Source organism: Frondihabitans cladoniiphilus (assembly GCF_039544345.1).
In the GTDB taxonomy this organism is placed as follows: domain Bacteria; phylum Actinomycetota; class Actinomycetes; order Actinomycetales; family Microbacteriaceae; genus Frondihabitans; species Frondihabitans cladoniiphilus.
In genome coordinates, this window is record NZ_BAABLM010000002.1 from 158,785 (window position 1) to 181,374 (window position 22,590).

22 protein-coding genes and 2 tRNA genes are annotated in these 22,590 nt (G+C 69.1%); 10 read left to right on the forward strand and 14 right to left on the reverse strand.

What is annotated here, in order from left to right; translation table 11 throughout:
* Positions 1 to 675 (reverse strand): ArsR/SmtB family transcription factor, encoded by a 675-nt coding sequence (locus tag ABEA39_RS05750; protein ID WP_345374267.1) that lies wholly within the window; start codon positions 673 to 675, stop codon positions 1 to 3.
* Positions 676 to 799: 124 nt separating this feature from the next.
* Between ABEA39_RS05750 and ABEA39_RS05755 the strand changes: the two genes are divergently transcribed.
* Complete coding sequence (locus tag ABEA39_RS05755) at positions 800 to 2,872, forward strand: M3 family metallopeptidase (RefSeq protein ID WP_345374269.1); 2,073 nt, start codon at positions 800 to 802, stop codon at positions 2,870 to 2,872.
* 338 nt (positions 2,873 to 3,210) lie between these two features.
* On the opposite strand, the gene clpX is transcribed toward ABEA39_RS05755, so the two are convergent.
* The 5 genes from clpX to ABEA39_RS05780 form a co-directional block, all read right to left on the reverse strand.
* Positions 3,211 to 4,491 (reverse strand): ATP-dependent Clp protease ATP-binding subunit ClpX, encoded by a 1,281-nt coding sequence (clpX, locus tag ABEA39_RS05760; protein ID WP_345374271.1) that lies wholly within the window; start codon positions 4,489 to 4,491, stop codon positions 3,211 to 3,213.
* Positions 4,492 to 4,695: 204 nt separating this feature from the next.
* Complete coding sequence (locus ABEA39_RS05765; protein ID WP_425556926.1) at positions 4,696 to 5,373, reverse strand: ATP-dependent Clp protease proteolytic subunit; 678 nt, start codon at positions 5,371 to 5,373, stop codon at positions 4,696 to 4,698.
* A 32-nt stretch (positions 5,374 to 5,405) separates the two neighbouring features.
* Positions 5,406 to 5,993, reverse strand: a complete 588-nt coding sequence (locus tag ABEA39_RS05770; RefSeq protein WP_345374273.1) for an ATP-dependent Clp protease proteolytic subunit — start codon at positions 5,991 to 5,993, stop codon at positions 5,406 to 5,408.
* Between the two features lie 174 nt (positions 5,994 to 6,167).
* On the reverse strand, positions 6,168 to 7,493 hold the full coding sequence (tig, locus tag ABEA39_RS05775) for a trigger factor (RefSeq protein ID WP_345374275.1): 1,326 nt from the start codon (positions 7,491 to 7,493) through the stop codon (positions 6,168 to 6,170).
* Between the two features lie 77 nt (positions 7,494 to 7,570).
* Positions 7,571 to 7,643: transfer RNA gene (locus ABEA39_RS05780), tRNA-Pro, on the reverse strand.
* A gap of 225 nt (positions 7,644 to 7,868) precedes the next feature.
* On the opposite strand from ABEA39_RS05780, the gene ABEA39_RS05785 reads away from it, so the two are divergent.
* The 4 genes from ABEA39_RS05785 (at position 7,869) to ABEA39_RS05800 (ending at position 10,200) form a co-directional block, all read left to right on the forward strand.
* A tRNA-Gly gene (locus tag ABEA39_RS05785) sits at positions 7,869 to 7,942 on the forward strand.
* Between the two features lie 180 nt (positions 7,943 to 8,122).
* A complete protein-coding gene (locus ABEA39_RS05790) occupies positions 8,123 to 8,752 on the forward strand; it encodes a cysteine hydrolase family protein (protein ID WP_345374277.1) in 630 nt (209 codons plus the stop codon).
* A gap of 82 nt (positions 8,753 to 8,834) precedes the next feature.
* Positions 8,835 to 9,500, forward strand: coding sequence for an SDR family NAD(P)-dependent oxidoreductase (locus tag ABEA39_RS05795; RefSeq protein ID WP_345374279.1), 666 nt, complete (start codon positions 8,835 to 8,837; stop codon positions 9,498 to 9,500).
* 34 nt (positions 9,501 to 9,534) lie between these two features.
* Positions 9,535 to 10,200 carry a response regulator transcription factor gene (locus tag ABEA39_RS05800; RefSeq protein WP_345374281.1) on the forward strand — a complete coding sequence of 222 codons (666 nt, stop codon included), beginning with the start codon at positions 9,535 to 9,537 and terminating at the stop codon, positions 10,198 to 10,200.
* A 23-nt stretch (positions 10,201 to 10,223) separates the two neighbouring features.
* Here the strand turns inward: ABEA39_RS05800 and ABEA39_RS05805 are convergent, their stop codons facing one another.
* Both ABEA39_RS05805 and ABEA39_RS05810 read right to left on the reverse strand, forming a co-directional pair.
* Positions 10,224 to 10,922, reverse strand: a complete 699-nt coding sequence (locus ABEA39_RS05805; protein WP_345374283.1) for an SGNH/GDSL hydrolase family protein — start codon at positions 10,920 to 10,922, stop codon at positions 10,224 to 10,226.
* A 16-nt stretch (positions 10,923 to 10,938) separates the two neighbouring features.
* Positions 10,939 to 11,676, reverse strand: a complete 738-nt coding sequence (locus ABEA39_RS05810; RefSeq protein ID WP_345374285.1) for an SGNH/GDSL hydrolase family protein — start codon at positions 11,674 to 11,676, stop codon at positions 10,939 to 10,941.
* A gap of 66 nt (positions 11,677 to 11,742) precedes the next feature.
* On the opposite strand from ABEA39_RS05810, the gene ABEA39_RS05815 reads away from it, so the two are divergent.
* Positions 11,743 to 12,984, forward strand: a complete 1,242-nt coding sequence (locus tag ABEA39_RS05815; RefSeq protein WP_345374287.1) for a low temperature requirement protein A — start codon at positions 11,743 to 11,745, stop codon at positions 12,982 to 12,984.
* Between the two features lie 20 nt (positions 12,985 to 13,004).
* Positions 13,005 to 13,268, forward strand: a complete 264-nt coding sequence (locus ABEA39_RS05820; RefSeq protein ID WP_345374289.1) for a hypothetical protein — start codon at positions 13,005 to 13,007, stop codon at positions 13,266 to 13,268.
* Between the two features lie 22 nt (positions 13,269 to 13,290).
* Here ABEA39_RS05820 and ABEA39_RS05825 read toward each other — a convergent pair whose 3' ends face one another.
* A complete protein-coding gene (locus ABEA39_RS05825) occupies positions 13,291 to 14,844 on the reverse strand; it encodes a sensor histidine kinase (protein WP_345374291.1) in 1,554 nt (517 codons plus the stop codon).
* A 233-nt stretch (positions 14,845 to 15,077) separates the two neighbouring features.
* Here ABEA39_RS05825 and ABEA39_RS05830 point away from each other — a divergent pair, with 233 nt between their 5' ends.
* Positions 15,078 to 15,581, forward strand: a complete 504-nt coding sequence (locus ABEA39_RS05830; RefSeq protein ID WP_345374292.1) for a Dps family protein — start codon at positions 15,078 to 15,080, stop codon at positions 15,579 to 15,581.
* A 425-nt stretch (positions 15,582 to 16,006) separates the two neighbouring features.
* Here ABEA39_RS05830 and ABEA39_RS05835 read toward each other — a convergent pair whose 3' ends face one another.
* From ABEA39_RS05835 to ABEA39_RS05855, 5 genes are all read right to left on the reverse strand, one after another.
* On the reverse strand, positions 16,007 to 17,512 hold the full coding sequence (locus ABEA39_RS05835; protein WP_345374294.1) for an amidohydrolase: 1,506 nt from the start codon (positions 17,510 to 17,512) through the stop codon (positions 16,007 to 16,009).
* A complete protein-coding gene (locus tag ABEA39_RS05840; RefSeq protein ID WP_345374296.1) occupies positions 17,509 to 18,126 on the reverse strand; it encodes an FMN-binding negative transcriptional regulator in 618 nt (205 codons plus the stop codon). The genes ABEA39_RS05835 and ABEA39_RS05840 overlap by 4 nt, the downstream gene beginning before the upstream one ends.
* Before the next feature lie 62 nt (positions 18,127 to 18,188).
* On the reverse strand, positions 18,189 to 19,232 hold the full coding sequence (locus ABEA39_RS05845; protein WP_345374298.1) for an Fpg/Nei family DNA glycosylase: 1,044 nt from the start codon (positions 19,230 to 19,232) through the stop codon (positions 18,189 to 18,191).
* A gap of 21 nt (positions 19,233 to 19,253) precedes the next feature.
* Positions 19,254 to 19,739, reverse strand: coding sequence for a ribose-5-phosphate isomerase (locus ABEA39_RS05850; protein ID WP_345374301.1), 486 nt, complete (start codon positions 19,737 to 19,739; stop codon positions 19,254 to 19,256).
* A gap of 51 nt (positions 19,740 to 19,790) precedes the next feature.
* Positions 19,791 to 20,423: a mycothiol-dependent nitroreductase Rv2466c family protein gene (locus ABEA39_RS05855; RefSeq protein WP_345374303.1), complete on the reverse strand. Its 633-nt coding sequence runs from the start codon at positions 20,421 to 20,423 to the stop codon at positions 19,791 to 19,793.
* Positions 20,424 to 20,487: 64 nt separating this feature from the next.
* On the opposite strand from ABEA39_RS05855, the gene ABEA39_RS05860 reads away from it, so the two are divergent.
* Both ABEA39_RS05860 and ABEA39_RS05865 read left to right on the forward strand, forming a co-directional pair.
* Complete coding sequence (locus ABEA39_RS05860) at positions 20,488 to 21,984, forward strand: purine-cytosine permease family protein (protein WP_345375276.1); 1,497 nt, start codon at positions 20,488 to 20,490, stop codon at positions 21,982 to 21,984.
* Positions 21,981 to 22,541 (forward strand): cysteine hydrolase family protein, encoded by a 561-nt coding sequence (locus ABEA39_RS05865; RefSeq protein WP_345374306.1) that lies wholly within the window; start codon positions 21,981 to 21,983, stop codon positions 22,539 to 22,541. The genes ABEA39_RS05860 and ABEA39_RS05865 overlap by 4 nt, the downstream gene beginning before the upstream one ends.
* Positions 22,542 to 22,590: the final 49 nt, after the last annotated feature.

Sequence of the window (22,590 nt, forward strand, 5' to 3'; positions counted from 1 at the left end):
TCAGTCTCCTTCGGGAGAGGAAGCGGGGGTTTCGGGAGCGGGGAGGAACGCGTCGGGGATGGGGAACGCGTTGAAGTGGACCTGCACGCGACGTTCGTCGGGCGAGCGGGTGGGGCCACGGAGCGGGTCGATCCACTGCGCGGAGAACTCGTCGAACGCCTGACTCAGGGCCCGGAGCTGCTCGACGGTGGCGGAGACGTTGATCGTGGCCATCGAGGTGGCGTCGTACCACTCGGTGGGGACGCCACTCTCGGATTCCGCGGCCTCGGCGAACTCCTCGAGGAGGGCGGCTCGGGAGCGGTCCCACTGGCGGACGACCATGCGGGCGCTCTTGCGGCCTGCCGCGCTCTCGTGCTCGCGCGCCGACACCGAGACTCCGCCCGGCACGACCTGCCACCAGCGCTCGCGGCCGGTGCCCTTGCCCTCGACCTCACGGACGAGCTGGTGACGCTCGAGCTGCCGCAGGTGGTAGCTGGTCGACCCGCTGGACTCCCCCAGCTGCTCGGCCAGTCCGCTCGCCGTGGCACTGCCGACACGACCGAGCGTCTCGTAGATCTCGATGCGCAGCGGGTGGGCCAGCGCTCGGAGCGCCGACGCGTCGAGGCTGCGGGGGCGACCGGTTCGTCGCCCGGATCCGGTGCCGTCGAGGGTGCCGTCGGGGTTGTCGTGGCTCATGTCTTGAGCGTAAGCGTGCAAAGGATTCTTTGCAAGCTTTTCTTTGCATATGTTTCTTTGCATGAACCGCGGCTGCCCGGCTCTGTCGAGGGACTCGCGCCGAGCGCCGGAATAGGGTGGAGCAATGACCAACCCCTTCCTCGAGCCGAGCACGCTCCCGTTCTCCCTGCCGCCCTTCGCCGAGATCACCGACGACGACTACCTGCCGGCGTTCGAGGCCGGCTTCGAGCAGCAGCTCGCAGAGATCGAGGCCATCACGGCGAACTCCGAGGAGGCGAGCTTCGAGAACACGATCGTTCCGCTCGAGGAGAGCGGGCGCATCCTCTCTCGCGTCGAGCACGTCTTCTGGAACCAGTCGTCCAGCGACTCCAACGACGCCACCAACGCCCTCGAACTCGAGCTGGCGCCCCGGCTGGCGGCCCACTCCGACGCGATCAAGCTCGACGAGGCGCTCTATGCCCGCATCCGCGCCGTCTACGAGTCGCTCGGAACGCCTGCCACCGAGTCGCTCACGGCGGAGGAGGTTTACCTGGTCGAGCGCTACCACGACGAGTTCAGCCGGGCCGGAGCGGGCCTCGCCGAGGCCGACAAGGAGCGCCTCCGAGAGCTGAACGGCCAGCTCTCGACCCTCACCACCCGGTTCGAGAAGAACCTCCTCGCCGACACGAACGACCTGGCCGTCGTCGTGGACGACGTGGCCGAGCTCGACGGCCTCGGCGACTCGCAGATCGCCTCCCTCGCGGCAGCTGCGGCCGACCGCGGGCTCGACGGCAAGTACCTCATCTCACTGGTGCTCTTCACCGGGCATCCCCTGCTCGCCTCTCTCACCGACCGTTCGCTCCGGGCGCGCCTCCTCCAGGCTTCGCGCTCGCGAGGGATCCGGGGCGGCGAGTTCGACAACCGCGCCGTGCTCCTCGACATCGTGCGGCTCCGCGCCGAGCGCGCTGCGCTGCTCGGCTTCCCGTCGCACGCCGCCTACGTCACGGCGGGCGAGACGGCCGGCAGCCCTGAGGCCGTGAGCGACCTGCTGGGCCGACTCGCGCCTCCCGCCGCCCGGAACGCCCGCGCGGAGCAGGCGGACCTCCAGGCAGTGGCCGAACAGGACCCTGCCTGGCCCGCCGGTGCGACGATCGAGGCCCACGACTGGGCGTACTACACCGAGAAGGTCCGCTCCTCGAAGTTCGACTTCGACGCCTCGGCCCTCCGCCCGTACTTCGAGGCCGAGCGCGTTCTCCGCGACGGCGTGTTCTTCGCGGCGTCGCGCCTCTACGGGCTCCGTTTCGAGGAGCGCCCCGACCTCGTCGCCTACCACCCCGACGCCCGGGTCTTCGAGGTGAGCGACGACGACGGCTCCCCCGTCGGCCTCTTCGTCTTCGACCTCTACACGCGCGACTCCAAGCGCGGCGGCGCCTGGATGAACCCGCTCGTGTCGCAGTCGGCTCTGCTCGGCCTCCCGACGGTCGTCGTCAACAACCTCAACGTGACGAAGCCCGCAGCCGGCACTCCGACACTCCTCACGCTCGACGAGGTCACGACGATGTTCCACGAGTTCGGCCACGCTCTTCACGGCCTCGTGGCCCGCGTCGGCTACCCGCACTTCTCCGGCACGAACGTGTTCCGCGACTTCGTCGAGTTCCCGAGCCAGGTCAACGAGATGTGGATGCTCTGGCCCGAGGTCTTGGAGAACTACGCCATGCACCACGAGACGGGTGAGCGCATGCCCGCCGAACTCGTCGAGAAGCTCACCGCCGCCGAAGGGTTCAACGAGGGTTTCGCCACGTCGGAGTACCTCGGCGCCGCCCTGCTCGACCAGACCTGGCACGCGCTGTCGTTCGAGGAGGCCGCAGCCCTCACCTCGCCGGACGACGTCGCGCCGTTCGAGGCCGCCGCCCTGGCCGCGGTCGGGCTCGACAACCCGGCCGTGCCCACGCGCTATTCCAGCACCTACTTCGCGCACACCTTCTCGGGCGGCTACGACGCCGGCTACTACTCCTACATCTGGAGCGAGGTGCTCGACGCCGACACCGTGCGGTGGTTCGAGGAGAACGGCGGCCTGCTGCGCGAGAACGGCGACCGCTTCCGGTCGCGACTGCTCGGAGTGGGCGGGTCGAAGGATCCCCTGGCGGCCTACCGCGACTTCCGCGGGCGCGATGCCGTCGTCGAGCCCCTGCTCGAGCGGCGCGGCCTGACGGCGTAGCCCCGGGGTCGCGCGGCGCCCTTCGGCGAGCCGGGCGCCCCGCGACTTCGTGCCGGGCGGCACCCGGCGTCGTGCCGGGTGCCCCGCGACTCCAGAACACGCCGCTCACCTTCCGCCGGCGCCGCACTTTCTGGAGCCACCCCCGCCGCGCATCCCCCGCTCACGGCTCCGACTCCAGAATCAACGGCTCGCCCCGAACATGAGCAGCGTGTTTTGGAGTCGCCCGGTCCGCGCGGTCGGCGAAATCAACCGCGCAGGATGGCGCCGCCCGCGAAAACCAGAAACCCCGCCCGTGGGATGCACGGGCGGGGCTTCGTATCGGACGCGGCGACGGGGAGCTAGGCGCTCTTCTCGGTGCGCTCGGTGATGGAGCGCGGCACGATCGTGGGCGCGGCGTTCTCGAGCACGGACGCCTTGGTGACCACCACTCGACCCACCTCGTCGTCGGAGGGGACGTCGAACATGATCGGGCCGAGCACCTCCTCCATGATGGCGCGGAGCCCGCGGGCACCGGTCTGCCGGAGGACGGCGAGGTCGGCGATCGCCTCGAGAGCGGCCGGCTCGAACTCGAGTTCGACGTTGTCGATCTCGAACATGCGCTGGTACTGCCGCACGAGGGCGTTCTTCGGCTTGGTGAGGATCTCCATCAGGGCGACCTGGTCGAGCGGCGTGACCGTCGTGACGACCGGGAGGCGACCGATGAACTCGGGGATCAGACCGAACTTGTGGAGGTCTTCGGGAAGGACTTCGCTGAACAGGTTCTGCTCGTTGACCTTCTCGTAAAGAGGGGCGCCGAAGCCGATGCCACGCTTGCCGGCTCGCGAGGAAATGATCTCTTCGAGGCCTGCGAAGGCGCCCGCCACGATGAACAGGACGTTCGTCGTGTCGATCTGGATGAACTCCTGGTGCGGGTGCTTGCGGCCGCCCTGCGGCGGGACCGAGGCGACCGTGCCCTCGAGGATCTTCAGCAGGGCCTGCTGCACGCCCTCACCCGACACGTCGCGGGTGATGGAGGGGTTCTCGGCCTTGCGGGCGATCTTGTCGACCTCGTCGATGTAGATGATGCCGGTCTCGGCCCGCTTGACGTCGTAGTCGGCGGCCTGGATCAGCTTGAGGAGGATGTTCTCGACGTCTTCGCCGACGTAGCCCGCCTCGGTCAGCGCCGTGGCGTCGGCCACCGCGAAGGGAACGTTGAGGCGCTTCGCGAGTGTCTGCGCGAGATAGGTCTTGCCGCAGCCCGTGGGGCCGATGAGCAGGATGTTCGACTTGGCGATCTCGATGTCGTCGCCGAGCGAATCGGCGGCCGAGAGGGTGTTCATCGAACGGATGCGCTTGTAGTGGTTGTAGACCGCCACGGAGAGGGCCCGCTTCGCTGCGGTCTGACCGATCACGTACTCTTCGAGGAACTCGTAGATCTCGCGCGGCTTGGGCAGATCGAACTCGCTCGACGGCTCTTCGCCGGCCTCGGCCAGGCGCTCTTCGATGATCTCGTTGCAGAGCTCGACGCACTCGTCGCAGATGTAGACGCCCGGGCCAGCGATGAGCTGCTGGACCTGTTTCTGGCTCTTGCCGCAGAACGAACACTTGAGCAGGTCGGCACTTTCGCCTATGCGTGCCATGCTCGGCCTTCCTGTTGATTGGCGTCTCTTACGAAACGTGGTCCTTCGAGCCTAACCCGATCCACCGACACTCCTGGCATCGTGACCTCCGATTCCCGTTGCGTCGTCGTGGTGCTGGTTCGGCCCCGACCTCTCGATCGATTGGCCGGGCTTGCGAAGGGCCCCGAGTCGGTCGACCCGGGGCCCTTCGAGAGGCGGTTCTCGTTACTTGGCGACGAGTGCCGGCAGCGTCTTGCGGGACTGCAGCACCTGGTCGATGAGACCGTATTCGAGGGCAGCGTTCGCGCTCAGGATGTTGTCACGCTCGATGTCGCGGTTGACCTGCTCCATCGTGCGGTTGGAGTGCTTCGACAGCGTCTCTTCGAGCCAGGTGCGCATGCGGAGCACCTCGGCGGCCTGGATCTCGATGTCGGACGCCTGTCCGCCGGAGCCTTCGGTCGCGGGCTGGTGGATCAGCACGCGGGCGTTCGGCAGAGCGAGGCGCTTGCCGGGGGTGCCGGCGGCCAGAAGGACGGCGGCGGCCGAGGCGGCCTGACCGAGGCAGACCGTCTGGATCTCCGGACGGATGTACTGCATCGTGTCGTAGATCGCCGTCATCGCGGTGAACGAACCACCGGGCGAGTTGATGTACATGACGATGTCGCGGTCGGGGTCCATGCTCTCGAGGACGAGCAGCTGGGCCATGACGTCGTCGGCGGACGCGTCGTCCACCTGCACGCCGAGGAAGACGATGCGGTCTTCGAACAGCTTCGCGTAGGGGTCCTGGCGCTTGTAGCCGTAGGCCGTGCGCTCTTCGAAGCTCGGGAGCACGTAGCGCGACGAGGGCATCGCGACACGGGAGGCCGGGTTCTGGGGGGCTCCACCCATCATTGGCAGTTCCATTTCAACTTCTTTCGTTACGAAGACGGGTGAGGTCAGTCCTGGTCGGTACCGGCGCCACCGATGACGTCGGATGCCGAAGAGCGGATGTGGTCGACGAAGCCGTACTCGAGGGCTTCCTGAGCGGTGAACCAGCGGTCGCGGTCGCCGTCTTCGTTGACCTGCTCGACCGTCTTGCCGGTCTGGGCGGCCGTGATCTCGGCGAGGCGCTGCTTCATCGAGAGGATGAGCTGGGCCTGCGTCTGGATGTCGGAGGAGGTGCCGCCGAAACCGCCGTGCGGCTGGTGGAGGAGCACACGGGCGTTGGGCGTGATGTAGCGCTTGCCCTTCGTGCCGGCCGTGAGCAGCAGCTGGCCCATGGAGGCGGCCATGCCGATGCCGACGGTCACGATGTCGTTCGGGACGAACTCCATCGCGTCGTAGATCGCCATGCCGGCAGTGATCGAGCCGCCGGGCGAGTTGATGTACAGGAAGATGTCTTTCTCGGAATCCTCGGCAGCGAGAAGGAGAAGCTTGGCAGCGATCTCATTGGCGTTGTCGTCTCGCACCTCGGAACCGAGCCAGATGATGCGGTCTTTGAGAAGTCGGTCAAAAACACTGTTGGGCAGTGCTACGTCGGCCATGTGGTGCTCCCATTCGGTTGTCGCTTGGTTACGAACTTAGAGGGTGCAACGCGAGTGTTCCGCCCTGTTCGCCCACGGCAGAGTGTGTGCAGCCGTCATCCAGAAAGGGCGGAGCCGTTAAAAGGCGGAAGGCGGGATGCACGTGCATCCCGCCCTCTGCCTTGCTACTGCTGGCTACGCGTGGTCGTGACCGGTGTGGTCTTCCTCGTCGCCGCCGACGCCCGCAGTCGCGGTGAAGGCGGAGAGGTCGACCGGTGCGCCCTTGTCGTCGGAGACCTTGGCCTTCGACAGGACGACCGCGAGGGCCTTGGAGCGAGCGACCTCGCCGACCATGGCCGGGATCTGGCCGTTCTGGTCGAGGACCTTGATGAACTCGCCGGGCTCCATGCCGTACTGGGCGGCACCCTGGATCAGGTACTGGGTCAGCTCGTCCTGCTCGACCTTGACCTCTTCTTTCTCGGCGATGGCGTCGAGGAGGATCTGGTTGCGGAAGGCCTTCTCGCTGGACTCTTTGACCTCGGCGCGGTGCTCGTCGTCTTCGAGGCGGTTCTCCTGCTCGAGGTGACGGTGGACCTCGTCTTCGACGAGCTTCTCGGGAACGGGGATCTCGACCGACTCGAGGAGCTTCTCGACGACCTGGTCGCGAGCCTGGGCACCCTGACCGAAGGTCTTGGAGCGGCCGAGCTGCTCTTTCAGGTCGCCCTTGAGCTCGTCGATGGTGTCGAACTGGCTGGCGATCTGAGCGAAGTCGTCGTCGGCCTCAGGGAGCTCGCGCTCTTTCACGGCGGTGACGGTGACGGCGATGAGAGCGGTCTCGCCCTCGCGGTCGCCGCCGAGCAGCTTCGACTCGAAGGTCGTGCTCTCGCCGGCGGTGAGGGACTCGAGGGCCTCGTCGATGCCCTCGATGAGGTCGCCGGAGCCGATCTCGTACGAGATGCCCTTCGCGTTGTCGACCTCGTCGTCACCGATGGTGGCGGTGAGGTCGATCTGGGCGAAGTCGCCGGTGGTGGCGGGGCGGTCGACCGTGATGAGGGTGCCGAAGCGGGTGCGGAGGTTGGTGAGCTCCTCCTCCACCTCCTCGTCGGAGATGTCGACCGAGTCGACCGTGAGCTCGAGGCCGTCGTACTCGGGAAGGGTGAAGTCGGGGCGGACGTCGACCTCGACCGCGATGAGCAGGTCGCCGGAGAAGTCCTTCACGTCGGGCCACTCGACGACGTCGGCCTCGGGGCGACCGAGGGGGCGGAGCTCGACCTCTTCGACCGCGGCGCGGTAGAAGCTGTCCATGCTCTCGCTGACGGCGTGGTTCAGGACCTCTTCGCGACCGACGCGCTGGTCGATGATGGGCGGCGGAACCTTGCCCTTGCGGAAGCCGGGGATCGTGACGGACTCGGCGATGTGGCCGTAGGCGTGCGTGATGCCGGGCTTCAAGTCGTCCGGGCTCACAGCGATGTTGAGCTTGACGCGCGTGGGGCTGAGCTGCTCAACCGTGGTCTTGACCAATGTCGTGTACTTCCTTTGTCGTGGTGCTGTTGTGCCGTGAGGCCGTTTGGTTGCTGCGGTACTGCTTAAGTCGAACGTCGGGGCGACAGGACTCGAACCTGCGATCTTCCGCCCCCAAAACGGACGCGCTAGCCACTACGCTACGCCCCGGGATCATGGACCCCTGGTGGTGCCGATTGCTGCGATCGTTCGTGATTCCCGTTGAGGACGGGCCAAAAGACCTCGTGAAGTCTAGCCGACTGCCGGGCCCCGAAACTGGGCGATCCGAACCCCTGTGGAAAGACGGAGCGTGGGATGCACCCGCCGTCGCCGTTCGGAAGCCCCCGCTCGCATGCCCTATGCTGGTCTCCGCCGTGCTGCTTTCGAGCGCTGCGCGGGGATGTAGCTCAATGGTAGAGCCTCAGTTTTCCAAACTGATGGCGCGGGTTCGATTCCCGTCATCCCCTCCATTGCGTCGTTTCGGCTTGGGGGTGTGGTTTCGCGCCGCGGCGCGAAACGACGCCCCCGACGCGAAACGGCTCACGCATGCGCTGATGCCGCGCCGCACCGGCCCGAGGCGCGAACGCCGCCTCGCGACCGGCACCCCTCGCTAGGCTGCGATCACCACTCGCACCAGCCCCGGAGACACCATGAAGCGCGCCCTCGTCGTCATCGACGTCCAGAACGAATACGTCACCGGCACCCTGCCGATCCGCTCCCCCGACCTGTCGGTGTCGATCCCGAACATCCTCCTGGCGCTCGACACGGCCGACGATGCCGGTATCCCGGTCGTGATGGTCACCCACGTCGAAGAGGCCGACGCTCCGATCTTCGCCCGCGGCTCGACCGGTGCCGAACTGCACCCCCGCATCGCCGACCGCAAGGTCGCCCACGCGATCGAGAAGTCCGACGTCTCGTCCTTCGCCGGCACAGACCTCGAGCAGTGGCTGCGCGCCGCGGGCGTGGACACCGTCGTCATCGCCGGCTACATGACCCAGCACTGCTGCGCCGGCACCGCCCGCGACGCCGCCGCTCTCGGCTTCACCGTCGAGTTCCTCTCCGACGCCACCGGCACGATCGACCTGGTCAACGAAGCCGGTACCGTCACGGCGGCGGCGTTGCACTCGAGCGTCCTGGTCACCATGCAGTCGGGATTCGCGGCGGTGGCGACGGCAGCCGAGTGGGCGCATGCCGTTCAGGCCGGAGACACCCTCGCGTCGTCGAACCTCCCGGCAAGCTCCGGACAGGCGGATGCGGCAGCCACTCCGACCACGGAGTAGCGACCACCCGACGACCGAGCAGCGACATCCGGCCACGGAGAGCGACCACCCGGCCACGATCACCCCGTGTACAACGGGACGCATGACAACCATCGCCATCATCGGAGCCGGCCCCGGCCTCGGCCTGACCGTAGCCCGCCGCTTTGCCCGAGAGGGCTTCGCCGTAGCCCTCGTCTCCCGCCACCAGGGCCGTCTCGACGAACTCGCCGCCACCCTCCGCTCCGAGGGCCACACGGCAGAGGGCTTCAGCGCGAACGTCCGTGACCAGGCCTCGCTCCAGAACGCCCTCGTCCGCGCGACCGAGGCGCTCGGCCCCATCGAGGTGTTGCAGTACAGCCCCCTGCCCGCCAAGGAGTTCATGCGTCCGGTGCTCGAGACCGTCGCCGACGACCTCGTCGGGCCGGTGGAGTTCTCGATCTACGGGCCGGTCACTGCCGCGCACCAGGTGATCCCGGGGATGCGCGCCCTCGGCCGCGGGACCCTTCTGTTCGTCAACGGGGGAAGCGCCGTCCGGCCCGGCCCGAAGGTCACCGGAACCTCCGTCGCGTTCGCCGGCGAGAGCGCCTACGCGCAACTCCTCCACGAGGCGCTGGCCGACGAGGGTATCCACGTCGGGCAGCTGATCATCCCGTTCGGAATCGACGACGGCGCCGAGGCGCACAGCTCCGAGAGCGTCGCCGAGAAGCTCTGGGCCATGCACTCGGGGCGCGGCGAGTTCCGCGTGTACGCCGAGCCGCTGGCCGACTGAGGCCCGTGCATCCCCCGGCCCCTACACTCGACGGGTGACCGCCCCAACCAGTGCCCCTCCGGCTCGCGTCGTCGTCGCGGACGACTCGGTCCTGCTCCGGGAGGGCCTGGTCCGGCTGCTCGATGAACTGGGGGCGGAGGTCGTCGGCTCGTACGGCGACGCCGACTCGCTGCTCGCCGAACTCGACACCGTACGGCCCGACGTGGCCGTGCTCGACGTGCGGATGCCGCCCTCGCACCGCGACGAGGGTGTCCGCGCGGCGATCGAGATCCGACGCCGTCGGCCGGCCACGGGCATCCTGCTGCTCTCGCAGTACGTCGAGGTCGCCTACGCCCGAGAACTGCTGGCGGCGGGATCCGAGGGGGTCGGCTACCTGCTCAAGGACCGCGTGACCTCCCTGGCCGAGCTGGGCGACGCCGTCGCCCGGATCCGGGGCGGCGGCACCGTGCTCGACCCGTCAGTCGTGGCGGCGCTGCTCGGACGGCGCAGCGACCCGCTGGCCGGACTCACGCCGCGCGAGCGCGACGTGCTGGGGCTGATGGCCGAGGGGCGGACCAATGCCGCCATCGCCTCGACTCTCGTGATCGGCACGGGCGCGGTCGAGAAGCACGTGACCAACATCTTCCAGAAGCTCGGTCTCGAAGACGCGGGCGGAGACCACCGGCGGGTTCTGGCCGTGCTCACGTTCCTCCAGAGCTGACGCTCGTCCAGAGCTGAGAGAGCTCAGCCCGAAGCACCGACCCGCAGGATCTCGCTCCGGAGGCTCGCCCCCAGACGCTCGTACCCGGCAAGAGTGGGATGGATGCCGTCCGTGGAGACGCCGGCCTTCCAGTCGTCGCCGTCGCGGGCGAACCCCCACGGGTCGAAGAAGGTCCAGCCGTGCGCCGTGGCGAACGCCGCCAACCGGGTGTTGTACTCGCGCGCGGCGTCGGGCGCAGCGGTCAGGGGAGGGATCGCCGCGATGAGCACCCGCTCGGGGTCGGTCGTCGCGACGACGTCGGCGTAGCTCGCCTCGGCGTGCCCGAACGTCTCGCCGTGACGCACGTCGTTCGTTCCGCTGAGCACCACCAGCACGTCGACGTCGCTCATCTTCGCGACGTGGGCTGCCTGCTCCTCGATCGTGGTGCCCGGCACCGACCAGCCGCCGGCGAACTCGAGGCGCCCGCCCAGGGCGTAGTGCACCCACGATCCGCTGTTCTCGCCCTCGGCGATGTTGGCGCCGGTGATACCGGAGGTGAGCGAGTCGCCGACCGCGGCGAAGCGGATCGGTATCGAGGACGCGGACGAGGACGACGGCGACGAAGTGGAGGTCGGCGTCGCCGCCGTCACGCTCGTCGAACAGCCGACGAGAAGCGCCAGCGAGCCCGCCACCGTTCCGGCCAGGAGAAGCACCCGGAACGGACCCCGGCGTCGTGTCGTCAACGGACGGCCCTTCGGATCAGCTCTGGACCGGCTTGGCGATCACCCGGAGGATCTCGTCGCGGTAGTTCTTGCCGATCGTCTTGTAGCCCGAGGTGGTGGGGTGGATGCCGTCGTTCGAGACGCCCGCCACGTAGCGGTCGCCGTCGCGGGCGAACTGCCACGGATCGTAGAAGTCGTAGCCCTTCTTCTGGGCGTAGGCCTTGAGCTGCACCGCGTACTTCTCGGCTGCGGTCGGCTTCAGGTCGTACGGCGGGATGTCGCCGATGATGACGTGCTTCGGCTTCACGATGGAGATGATCTTGTCGTAGCTCGGCTCGGCCTGATCGAAGGTGAAGCCGAGGCGGACGTCGTTCGTGCCGCTCATCAGCACCAGCACGTCGACATCGGGGATCGGCGTGACGTGGGCCGCCTGCACCTGCGCCGACGTGCCGCCCTTCGCCCAGCCGCCGACGAAGTCGATGCCGTTGCCTCGGGCGTAGGTGACCCACGTGTTCGGCGTCAGCCCCGACGAGAGCTCGCGGCGCCCACCGGCCGTGAGGGAGTCGCCGACGATCGCGAGGCGGATCGGATCGCTCTTCGTGCCGAGGGCCGAATCGCTCGGCGACGACGTGGCGGTGACGGTCGGAAAGGGCGTCGGCGAGGTCGGCGCGGCACCGGCCGCGGAGTTCGGACCGGGAGTGATCGAACACGCCGTGAGCACGACGAGGGAGGCGGCGAGGACGCCGCCGATCAGGCATCCACGCAACGATCGCATCAGTCCATTATCGCGGGCGGTACCCGAGTGTCTCGTCCCAGTCCGAGGGGTCGGTAACGTAACGCCATGGCCCGAAGCCCCCGACCCCTGGCTCAGCACCGATCCGCTCTCCGGCTGATGACCATGCGCGACCCGAACGAGCCGCATCGCGCCGCCAGTTCGCTCGAGCTCCTCTTCGACCTGACGATCGTCGTCGGCGTCTCCTTCTCGTCGACCGCTCTCCACCACAACCTGACCGAGGGCCATGGCGCGATCAGCGTCGTCTACTTCGCGATGGGGTTCTTCGGACTCTGGCTGGCGTGGCTCAACTTCACCTGGTTCGCCACCTCGTTCGACACCGACGACTGGCTCTACCGCATCGCGACGATCGTGCAGATGGGCGGGGCCCTCACCTACGCGGCCGGCCTTCCGAAGCTGGAGGACGTCGAGCATCCCGACTTCACCCTCGGGGTGACCGGCTACGTGATCATGCGGCTGCCCATGGCCTTCCAGTGGTTCCGGGCGGCGGTCAGCGATCCGCGCTACCGGCGCACGACCCTCACGTACGGCTTCGGCATCCTCATCGCGCAGGTGTTCTGGACCAGCCTCCTCTTCGTACCGACCTCCCTGGCCGTCCCGACCTTCGGCGTCGGCATCGTGCTCGAGATGCTCGTGCCGATCGTCGCCGAGCGGCGTGTGCAGACGCAGTGGCATCGGCATCACGTGACGGAGCGGTACGGGCTCTTCACGCTGATCGTGCTCGGCGAGTCGATCCTCGCCTCCACCAACGCGGTCGTCGCGGCGGGATCGCACACCGACCATCTCCCCTCCCTCGTCCTGCTCGCGGCGTCGTCGCTCGTGATCATCGCCGCGTTCTGGTGGATCTATTTCGCGTTCCCGCAACACAACCTGCTCGGATCGGCCGGGATGGCCTTCACCTGGGGCTACGGGCACTACGTCATCTTCGCGTCGGCCGCGGCTCTCGCGGCGGGGATCGAGATCGCGATCGACACCGGCGAAGGCGAGGGCGGATCGCACCTCTCGACGATCGCCTCGTCCGCCGCCCTGGCCGTGCCGTGCGCCGTGTTCGTGCTGTTCGTGTGGCTGTTCGTCCTGCGGCGGGTATCGTCCCGGCGCGTCAACACGGTCGTGCCGGTCTTCGTCGTCCTGATCGCCCTCGCCTCGTTCGCGCCGTTCGCGCTCCAGGTCGTGGCCGGGCTCCTGGTGATCGTGGTGGTCGTCGTCGTGTCGGGCGCCGATCGTTCGTCGTCACCGTCCTCCTCGTCCTCGTCCTCGCCCGGGTCGGGTTCCGGGCTCGTCGACGCATGAAGGAGGCGTAGGGTCCGCACATGAACACCACACCCGAGCGTGGGATGCACGGCCTCCCGTCCGGCCTCCGTGGCCTCGCCGCCGACGCCTACCTCTGGGTCGTCGCTCCCACCGGCTTCCGCGGGGGCGCCCGCCTCATCGGCCTCGGCCTCGTCGCGGAGGGCCTTTTCCTCGCGGTGGTCTCCGCGGCCGTGCCCGTCGGCAACCTCGCGCTGCTGTCGGTCCTGGTCGGCGAAGGAGCGTTCGTGGCGTCGTTCGTGCCGGGGCGTGCGCCCCGCGGCTGAGCCGCTGCGCAGCACCCCGGAGTCACCTCCGCGGCAGCTCCTCCGTCGGGTAGGCGAGCGTCGGCGTCGCTCCCTCGAGCGGGACCGTCTCGGCGAGGTCGAGCCCGGGGTCTGGCGCGGGCTCTGACTCCGGCACGGGCTCCGACTCCGGCGCGGGCTCCGACTCCGGCGCAGCCGCGTCGTCCCCGGTAGCCGTCTCCTCCGACGCAGCCGTCCCACTCGCCGCGACGGTGTCCTCCGGCGCGTAGGGCACGGGCACGTGCACTCGCACGTGCGTCGGCCCGCCGACGGGGCTGCGCAGCTCGAGCCGACCACCGAGGCCGACCAGGCGCTCCTCGATGCCGACCAGACCGTGAGCCGGAGCGAGGGCCGCTCCCCCACGGCCGTCGTCCGAGACCACGATCCGCAGCTCGGCGGTCTCGCCACCCGTCGCGCTGAGGATCAGGTCGGCCCGGTCGGCCTCGGAGTGCTTCGAGACGTTGGCGAGGAGTTCGGCAGCGATGAAGTAGGCGTTCCGCTCGATCTCGGTGGGGATCGCGAAGCCGTCGGGAAGCTCGTTCGTGAAGCGGGTCGGCACGGCGGACCGGTCGACGAGGGCCTCGAGGGCGGCGGCGAGGCCGCGATCGAGTAGGAGCGGAGGCGCGAACCCGCGGGAGAGCGCCCGGAGTTCGTCGAGGGCGTCGCGGGAGTGCTGCAGGGCATCCTCGATCAGCCCCTTGCCCTTCTCGACGTCGGTGTCGACGGCGCGGGCGGCCGCGGCCAGGTCCATCTGGATGCGCACGAGTCGCTGCTGCGGCCCGTCGTGGATGTCGCGCTCGAGGCGGCGCAGAGCCGTTCCTTCGGCCGAGACGGCGGCGCTGCGCGAGACCTCCAGGCCCTTCAGTCGCAGGGCGAGCTGCTCGGACGGGAAGCCTCCGAGCATCGCCGTGGCGACAGCGCCCTGAAGACGGACGCAGCCACGCGTGACGAACGGGAGCAGCGCGACGAAGCCGAGGCCGACGATAAGGGCACCGATGCCGACGACGACGCGGAGGCCGTCCAACTGGTCGGCGAGCTGGGGAAGCAGAAGGGGCGCCGCGAGCACGACCGGACCCGCCCCGATGAACAGCCCGACGGCGAGGAGGGCGAGACCGGCCGAGACAGCGCTCACCACGAAGCCCAGCGCGGGGAACACGATCGCCGTGAAGAGGCCGTAGAGCCAGAAGTGCGGGTCGCGAGCGACCTCGACGATTCGGAGGAACCGGTTCTCCGTGGCCGTCGTGCGCCAGGCCACCGGAGGCGGCGATGCTGCCCCGGCCCACGACAGCCGGACGATCTCGAACGGCCCGAAGACCCGGCCGAACCAGAGCAGTCCCAGCACCAGCAGCGCGAGGAGCACGATCGTGCCCAGTCCCACCGAGAAGGACGAGAAGACCGCGAGGACGGCCGCCCAGGCGAAGAGCGCGACCACGACGATGACGCCGGTCAGGGCGAGGTAGCCGACGTCGCGGGGGAAGCGCCTCCAGAGCCGTGCGTAGAGGCCGGACGGGGCATCCCCCGGCATCGCGGTGGTCGTGTCGTGTGTCATCTGGTCCATGCGTTCCAGCCTCGCCGAACAGGAGGCCTCCGACCATGGTGGCAGCGACCGGGTCGATGGTGGGGAAAACCCCCGAAACGTGGGATGCACGGCCGCCGTCTCTCCGGCACCGCAACCCGGCGTAAGGCGAGGCAACCCTCCGTAAGCCGAGCCTCAGCTTGCTTGCGGAATTCTCTCAGACCTCTAGCGTTGGGTTCACCAAGGCCGAAAACCGCAAGGGAAAGGACCACGACATGTCCGATGTCACCGCATCCTCCGTCAGCACCACCCCCGTCACGAGCTCCGCCGACCCCGACGTCGCAGCCGCCACGGCTCAGTTCCTCACCCCGATCGTCACGAACCTGACCGCCCTCGCCGTGAACGGCAAGCAGGCGCACTGGCACGTCCGGGGCATCAGCTTCATCGCCGTGCACGAGCTCCTCGACGACGTCGTCGACCACGCACAGGAGTACGCCGACCTCGCCGCCGAGCGCATCGTCGCCCTGGGGCTCCCCGTCGACGGTCGTCTCGAGACGGTCGCCTCGACGACGACGAACCCGCCGCTCAAGGCCGGCTTCCAGCAGATCGACGCCACCATCGCCGGCATCGTCGCGCAGATCGACTCGGCCCGCGCCTCCGTGCAGACCGCGATCGACGAGCTCGGCGAGATCGACGCCTCCTCGCAGGACGTCGCGATCGAGATCGCCCGCGGCCTCGACAAGGACCGCTGGTTCTTGACGGCGCACGTCTCGCAGTAGGTTCCGCCCGCCGCCCTCGCGGCGTTTCGACCTGGCCGCCGCCCCTCGGGGAGGCGGCTTCGTCGTTGCCGGGCGGGCGCTGCGGATACCGCGACTCCAGGACACGCCGCTCATGAACGAAGGTGAGCGGCGTGTTACGGAGCCACCCAACAGGCCACGTACCAGCGACTCCAGAAGGTGCAGGCGCGCCCGAAGGTGAGCGGCGTGTTCTGGAGTCACCGGGCCAGACGCCAAGACACCCGACTCCGAGGTGCTGCGACTCCAGGACACGCCGCTCATGAACGAAGGTGAGCGGCGTGTTCTGGAGTCACCCAGCAGGCCACGTACCAGCAACTCCAGAAGGTGCAGGCGCGCCCGAAGGTGAGCGGCGTGTTCTGGAGTCGGCCGGCGGGCGCGGAGCGGAGCTGACGCGGAGAGGGCGCAGGCTAAAGGGCGCGGTGAGTGAAGCGGCCCGCGAGGAGCGTCGCCGCGACCGACATCGAGCGCAGCGACGTCGTCTCGGCCAAGGGGTCCGCGTCCACGACGGCGAGGTCCGCCCGGTCGCCGAGGGCCACCCCGACAGATCCGGCCCCGGCACCCGACCGCGACGGGCCGGACCCGCCCGTCGACGCGGCCAGCGCCACCGCCCGCGCGAGCCGCTGCTCCGGGTGCCACGGGTCGCGGCCTCCGCGTGACCGGGTGACCGCGGCGTCGAGGGCGATCCACGGGTCGAGAGGGGCGACCGGTGCGTCCGACCCGAGCCGCAGCACGACCCCGGCGGCGGCGAGCGACTCGAGGGGGAACGCCCGACCGGTCCGGCCCTCCCAGTAGACCTCGGCGACGTCGCGGTCGTCCATCGCGTGCTCCGGCTGCACGCTCGCGACGACGCCGAGGCGCGCGAAGCGGGCGACGTCGGCGGTCGTGAGGAGTTGCGCGTGCTCGATGGAGCCGCGGGCCCCGATTGTCTCGTAGGCGTCGAGCACGTCGGTGTTGGCGCGGTCGCCGATGGCGTGCACGGCGAGATCGAATCCGGCCGAAGAAGCCCGGGTCATGAGCTCGACGAGCTCGGCCCGGATGAAGACCGAGACCCCGTTCGCGCCCGGGCGGCCGGCGAGGCCCGGATACGGGTCGTGGCAGAAGGCGGTGCGGGTGTTCAAAGAGCCGTCGGTGATGATTTTGGCGGGGCCGACGGTGACCAGCCCCGCGCATCCCCCGATCTCGTCGCCGGTGCGCAGCCCGGACCCGATGACGGCGTCGAGGTCGCGCGGGTAGACGCCGGCGCGCACGCGCAGCGAATCGACGCCCTGGGAGACCCGGCGGGCCCAGGCCTCGAACGACAGCGTCATCTCGAGGTCGACGATGCCGACCACGCCTCGAGCAGCGGCGGCACGGGCTGCGTCGCCCACCCATTCGTCGATCCGCGAGCTGTCGATCCCGGTGATCGTGGTCGAGGCGTCGAACGCCTCCTGTTCGCGAAGCAGGCCCGTGGGATGCCCGGGCAGACCCACGAGCGCCAGCCCGGCCGTGTTCGCCCACACCGCGTGCAGATCGTGGCTCACCAGCACGATCGGCGAGGCACCGGCGCCGTCGAGCAGGGCGCGAGTCGGCTCGTCGTTCCACAGGGCGTCCTGGAAGCCGTAGCCGACGAGCAGATCCCGGTCTCCCGGAACCTCGGAGGCGAGCCTCGCCTGCACCAGCGCCGCCGCCTCGCGAGCCGACGCCGCCCCGGACACGTCGAGCCGCTGCCGCACGAGCGCCCACTGCTCCATGTGCACGTGGTTGTCCCACAGGCCGGGCTGGAGGAACCGCCCCTCGAGGTCGACGGCCTCGGCGGTGCCCGCGGCGATGCCGGACGCGATCGCCGAGACGGCGCCGTCTTCGATCAGGACGTCGGTCGGCTCGCCGTCGCGGCCGACCAGTCGGGCGTTCCGGAGGAGGAGATCGTCCGTCATCGAGGGTGGACCCGGCGCATCTCGTCGGCCAGCGCCGGGTTGGCGTAGGCCGGGTCGGAGTCGAGGGCCTCGATGATCCGGTCGACGACCTCGGGCTGCTTGTTCTGGCTCAGTTTGAGGCGGGCGTCGAACCGGGTGACGTGCATCCGCAGCCCGACGGTTCCTCGGGCCACACCGCGGGCCCCCGCCTCGTCGAGGGAGAGCGAGACCGGCTCGGGCATGCGGCTCTCGAAGTGGTCGACGAGTTCGCCGAGCACGCGGAAGTTCTCCTCGTCGGAGAGGATCTCCGGCGTGCCGTAGAGGTGCGCTGTGACGTGGTTCCAGGTGGGCACGATCTGGCCCTCCGGATACCAGTTCGGCGAGACGTAGCCGTGGGGGCCCTGGATCACGACGAGGATCTCGTGCCGACCCAGCTCGTGCGACTGCTCGTCGGGGCGACCGACGTGGCTGACGATCGAGATCTCGTCGTCCGGTGTCTCTTCGAGGATGACCGGATAGTGCGACGCGACGATGCCGGTCGCCGTGTGCGACACGATCGTCGCCCAGGGGTTCTCGCGGATGAGGCGTTTGACCTCGAGGATGTCGTCGAGCACGAAGTGCGGTGTGAGGCGCATGCCGCCAGCTTGTCAGACCCGCGCCCGCCCGTGGGCGCACTCGAGCGTGAGCGCGGGCGCGATCAGGCCTGGTCGACCGGGCACCAGTAGAGCTTGCGGCCGCCCATGTCTTCCATGACGATGTTCGTGCCGCACACCCGGCAGGGCAGCCCCTCACGGTGGTAGACCCAGTGCCGGTCGGCGCGGCTCTTGAGCGCCTGGGCGTACGCCTTCTTCGACAGGCCGTCCATCGTCATCATCTGGCCGAGCTCGACGCCGCTCTTGAGGAGCTTCGTCCAGTCCTTCCAGAGGGCCCGGAGCGTCTCCTCGGGGACCTCGGTGCCGGGCGTGTGCGGGTTGAGCCGGGCACGGAACAGCATCTCGGCGCGGTAGATGTTGCCGATGCCGCTGATGACCGACTGGTCCATCAGGAGCAGACCGATCGGCGTGCGCTTCTTGCCGGCGATCGCGACGAACCGATCGCCGCCCTTCTTCGGCGAGTCGACCAGCGGGTCGGGTCCCAGCTTCGAGATCGCGGTGTCGACCCCTTCCGCGTCGAGCACCTCGCACTTCGTCGGGCCACGGAGGTCGGCGACGGCCGTGTCGCTGAGAAGGCGGACGCGCACCTGGCCGACGGGCTCGGGCGGGAAGGACTCGAGGTCGTCCTCCTGCTTCTCCTGCTCGGCCATACGGACGCGGCGGGTGCGCGGAGCTCCGATGCTCGCCATCGAGTGCTCGCCGTCGTCGTCGGCGACGTGCGCGGGTGTCCCGGTCTCGGCGGCCTTGCCGGTCTCGGGGTCCTTGCCGGTCTCGGGGTCTTTGCCGTTCTCCGCCCGGCGAGTCGCCATCCGACGCGTCCGGGTCTCGGCCATCGACGCACCGGTGGCGATCTGCCCGGCGAAGTCCCACGCGCCGTAGAGGCCGAGGTGCACGTGGAGGAAGAGCCCGTTGTCGAACTCCAGGAACATCTGCTTGCCGACGGCCTTCGAGTCGACCATCGTGGCACCGCTCAACTGCTCGGCCCCGGCCGCGAAACGACCCTGGGGGCTCGAAGCCTCGATGCGGTGCCCCACGAAACTCTGCTCGAACTGATTGGCGATTCGGTGGACGGAGTGACCTTCAGGCATTCGTCGAGCCTACGCCGCGGGTCAGTCGACCGGGTGGCCCGCGATCGCTCCCGTGCGCTCGTACTCGGCGAGCTGAGCGATGCGGCGCTCGTGACGCTCCTCGAACGAGAACGGGGTCTTGATGAACAGGTCGATCAGGGCGATCGCCTCGTCTTCGGTGTGCTGACGCGCCCCGATGGCGACGACGTTGGCGTCGTTGTGCTGACGGGCGAGCTGGGCCGTGGCGTCGTTCCAGGCCAGTGCGGCGCGGACGCCCTCGACCTTGTTGGCTGCGATCTGCTCGCCGTTGCCCGACCCGCCGAAGACGACTCCGAGGCTCTCGAGGCCCTCGCTCTGGTCGCGGACGACCGCGCGGGCGGCGGCGATGCAGAACGAGGGGTAGTCGTCGAGCGGCTCGTACGTCTTCGGGCCGTGGTCGGTCACTTCGTGCCCCTGGTCGGACAGGTGCTTGATGAGGGTCTGGGCGAATTCGAGGCCGGCGTGGTCGGTCCCCACATGGATGCGCATACCGCCAATCCTAGAACTGAGCGCGCCGCCGCTCCGCCCGCCGCCTCTATCTCAGAACTGCGGGCCGCGGGTGCGGCTGCGCTTCAACTCGAAGAAGCCGTCGTAGCTCGCGGCGGCGACGACGCCGTCCCAGAGGGTGAGAGCGATCGGGCCGGTCGGCGCCGGCGAGATGACCGGACCGAAGAACGCCGTGCCGTTCACGGCGATGACCGGCGTACCCACGTCTTGACCGACGCGACCGATCCCGTCGTCGTGGCTGGCGCGCATCTCGGCATCGTATTCGTCGCTGTCGGCGTACTTCGCGAAGTCGGCGGGCAGGCCGACCTCGGCGAGGGCGCCCGCGATGACGGTGTCCTGGTCCTTCTCCTGGCCCGGGTGGATCCGGGTGCCCAGGGCGTCGTAGAGCGGCTTGACGACCTGCTGCCCGTGGAGCTGCTCGGCAGCGGTCACGAGGCGCGTGTAGCGGATCAGCTTGGCGAGCACCGCAGGATCGAACCCCTCGTTGTCCTCGTTGAGGAGGCCGAGGCTCATCACGTGGAAGGTGACGTCGAGATTGCGGTGCGCGGCGACCTCGTCCACCCAGCGGCTGGTCATCCAGGCCCACGGGCACGAGGGGTCGAACCAGAAGTCCACGGCGGTCGAATCGGGCACGGCGGGGGCTTCGGAAGCTACGGTTGCGGTCATGGGTCGAGCCTAGAACTCCCAGGTGAGATCGACACCCATCGCCCACATCGAGAAGAGCCCGAGCATGACCGCCGAAGCACCCACCAGTCCGTCGAACGTGTCGGCCGACGCCACGCCCCGCGGCATCGAATCGAACGGCGTCAACGCCATCGAGGAGTCGGAGCGCAGGGGCACACCGCGCCAGCTCTTCTGGCCGTGGTTCGCCGCCAACGTCTCGGTGCTCGGCATCGGCTACGGCGCCTATCTGCTCTTCTTCGGCGTCTCGTTCTGGCAGGCAGTCGTGGTCGGCGTGCTCGGCATCGTCATCTCGTTCCTGTTCTGCGGCTTCATCGCCCTCGCGGGCAAACGCGGCAACGCCCCGACGATGACGCTCGGTCGTGCCGCCTTCGGTGTCAACGGCAACAAGGTCCCGTCGATCATCTCGTGGGTGCTGACCGTCGGATGGGAGACCGCCCTGACCTCACTCGCCGTGCTCGCGACCAACACGGTCTTCGTGCAGCTCGGCGCCGGCGGCGGTGTCGTGACCAAGGTCGTCGCCCTGGTGGTCGTGGCGGCCCTCGTCGTCATCGGCGGAATCCTCGGCTTCGACTTCATCATGCGACTCCAGAAGTGGATCACTGTCGCGACGGGCATCCTGACGGTCGTCTACATCGTCCTGACCTTCCACCGCATCGACTTCCACGCAGTCGCCTCGCTACCCGCCGGCTCGCTCGCCGCGGTCATCGGCGGCTTCGTCTTCATGATGACCGGCTTCGGTCTCGGCTGGGTCAACGCCGCCGCCGACTACTCCCGCTACCTGCCGCGCAAGGCGTCGAGCGGCGGCGTGGTCTGGTGGACGACCTTCGGCTCGTCGATCGCCCCGGTCATCCTCCTGGCCTTCGGCCTCCTCCTCGCGGGCAGCTCGACGACGCTCCTGAACGACATCAACACCGACCCGATCGGCGCCCTCGCGAAGATCGTTCCGGCTTGGTTCCTGGTGCCGTTCGCCCTCGTCGCGATCCTCGGGCTCGTGGGCGGTTCAGTCATGAACATCTACTCGTCGGGCTTCTCCCTCCTCAACGCCGGGCTGCGCATCCCCCGCTATGCGGCCGCGTCGGTCGACGGCGTCGTCATGATCGCCGGCACCATCTACGTGGCCTTCTTCGCCACGTCGTTCGTGGTGCCGTTCCAGGGCTTCCTGATCACGCTGGGGGTTCCGATCGCCGCCTGGGCCGGCATCTTCCTCGCCGACATCCAGCTCCGCCGGAAGGACTACGCGACGGCCGAGCTGTTCACCGCCAAAGGGCGCTATGGCAGCGTGCAGTGGATCCCGATCGGCCTCATCGTGCTCGGCACCATCGTCGGCTGGGGCCTGGTCGAGAACGGCTACGCCTCCTGGCTCGGCTGGCAGGGCTACTTCCTCGGCGGTGCGGGCAAGGGCACGTTCCGCGAGACCTGGGGCGGCGCCAACCTCGGGGTGCTCGCGGCTCTCGCGATCGGCTACGTCGGCACGATCCTCTTCATGCGCCCCGTGATCCGGCAGCAGGAGGGCGCTCTGCAGCTCGATCGGGACGTCGCGTGACGAACCCATCCGGTGCCGATCCCTGGCTCGTGCTGATCGACATGCAGCGCGTCTTCGGAGAGCCGGGCAGCGAGTGGTTCACCCCGGACTACGAGACGGCGAGCGCGGGATGCACGCGCCTGCGCCCCGCGTTCGGCTCGCGTGTCGCGCTCACCCGCTTCGTCGCACCGTCCCACCCTGTCGGCGCGTGGATCCCGTACTACGAGGACTGGCCGTTCGCCCTCGACCCCCGGCTCGAAGGGCAGTACGACCTGATGCCGGAGTTCCCGATCCACGACGCCACCGTCGTCACCCGCACGACCTTCGGCAAGTGGGATGCGGAGTCGGCCGCCGCGCTGGGCGGGCCGTCGTCCATCGTGCTCGCCGGTGTCTCGACCGACTGCTGCGTCCTGTCGACGGCGCTGGCGGCTGCGGACGCCGGCGTGCAGGTGCGCGTGGTGGCCGATGCGTGCGCCGGGGTCTCCGAAGCCGACCACCGCCGGGCCCTCGACGTGATGGCCCTGTACGCGCCGCTGATCACGCTGACGACCGTCGACGAGGTGCTCGCCTCGCTCTGATGCGTTGTCGACCAGGTAGGCCTGTGGACAACCGGGGCGACGGCTCCGT

Coding starts and splice junctions, on each gene's coding strand:
- ABEA39_RS05750 (WP_345374267.1), bottom strand. CDS start 675: ATGAGCCACGACAACCCCGACGGCACCCTCGACGGCACCGGATCCGGG.
- ABEA39_RS05755 (WP_345374269.1), top strand. CDS start 800: ATGACCAACCCCTTCCTCGAGCCGAGCACGCTCCCGTTCTCCCTGCCG.
- clpX (WP_345374271.1), bottom strand. CDS start 4,491: ATGGCACGCATAGGCGAAAGTGCCGACCTGCTCAAGTGTTCGTTCTGC.
- ABEA39_RS05765 (WP_425556926.1), bottom strand. CDS start 5,373: ATGGAACTGCCAATGATGGGTGGAGCCCCCCAGAACCCGGCCTCCCGT.
- ABEA39_RS05770 (WP_345374273.1), bottom strand. CDS start 5,993: ATGGCCGACGTAGCACTGCCCAACAGTGTTTTTGACCGACTTCTCAAA.
- ABEA39_RS05790 (WP_345374277.1), top strand. CDS start 8,123: ATGAAGCGCGCCCTCGTCGTCATCGACGTCCAGAACGAATACGTCACC.
- ABEA39_RS05795 (WP_345374279.1), top strand. CDS start 8,835: ATGACAACCATCGCCATCATCGGAGCCGGCCCCGGCCTCGGCCTGACC.
- ABEA39_RS05810 (WP_345374285.1), bottom strand. CDS start 11,676: ATGCGATCGTTGCGTGGATGCCTGATCGGCGGCGTCCTCGCCGCCTCC.
- ABEA39_RS05815 (WP_345374287.1), top strand. CDS start 11,743: ATGGCCCGAAGCCCCCGACCCCTGGCTCAGCACCGATCCGCTCTCCGG.
- ABEA39_RS05820 (WP_345374289.1), top strand. CDS start 13,005: ATGAACACCACACCCGAGCGTGGGATGCACGGCCTCCCGTCCGGCCTC.
- ABEA39_RS05825 (WP_345374291.1), bottom strand. CDS start 14,844: ATGGACCAGATGACACACGACACGACCACCGCGATGCCGGGGGATGCC.
- ABEA39_RS05830 (WP_345374292.1), top strand. CDS start 15,078: ATGTCCGATGTCACCGCATCCTCCGTCAGCACCACCCCCGTCACGAGC.
- ABEA39_RS05835 (WP_345374294.1), bottom strand. CDS start 17,512: ATGACGGACGATCTCCTCCTCCGGAACGCCCGACTGGTCGGCCGCGAC.
- ABEA39_RS05840 (WP_345374296.1), bottom strand. CDS start 18,126: ATGCGCCTCACACCGCACTTCGTGCTCGACGACATCCTCGAGGTCAAA.
- ABEA39_RS05845 (WP_345374298.1), bottom strand. CDS start 19,232: ATGCCTGAAGGTCACTCCGTCCACCGAATCGCCAATCAGTTCGAGCAG.
- ABEA39_RS05850 (WP_345374301.1), bottom strand. CDS start 19,739: ATGCGCATCCATGTGGGGACCGACCACGCCGGCCTCGAATTCGCCCAG.
- ABEA39_RS05855 (WP_345374303.1), bottom strand. CDS start 20,423: ATGACCGCAACCGTAGCTTCCGAAGCCCCCGCCGTGCCCGATTCGACC.
- ABEA39_RS05860 (WP_345375276.1), top strand. CDS start 20,488: ATGACCGCCGAAGCACCCACCAGTCCGTCGAACGTGTCGGCCGACGCC.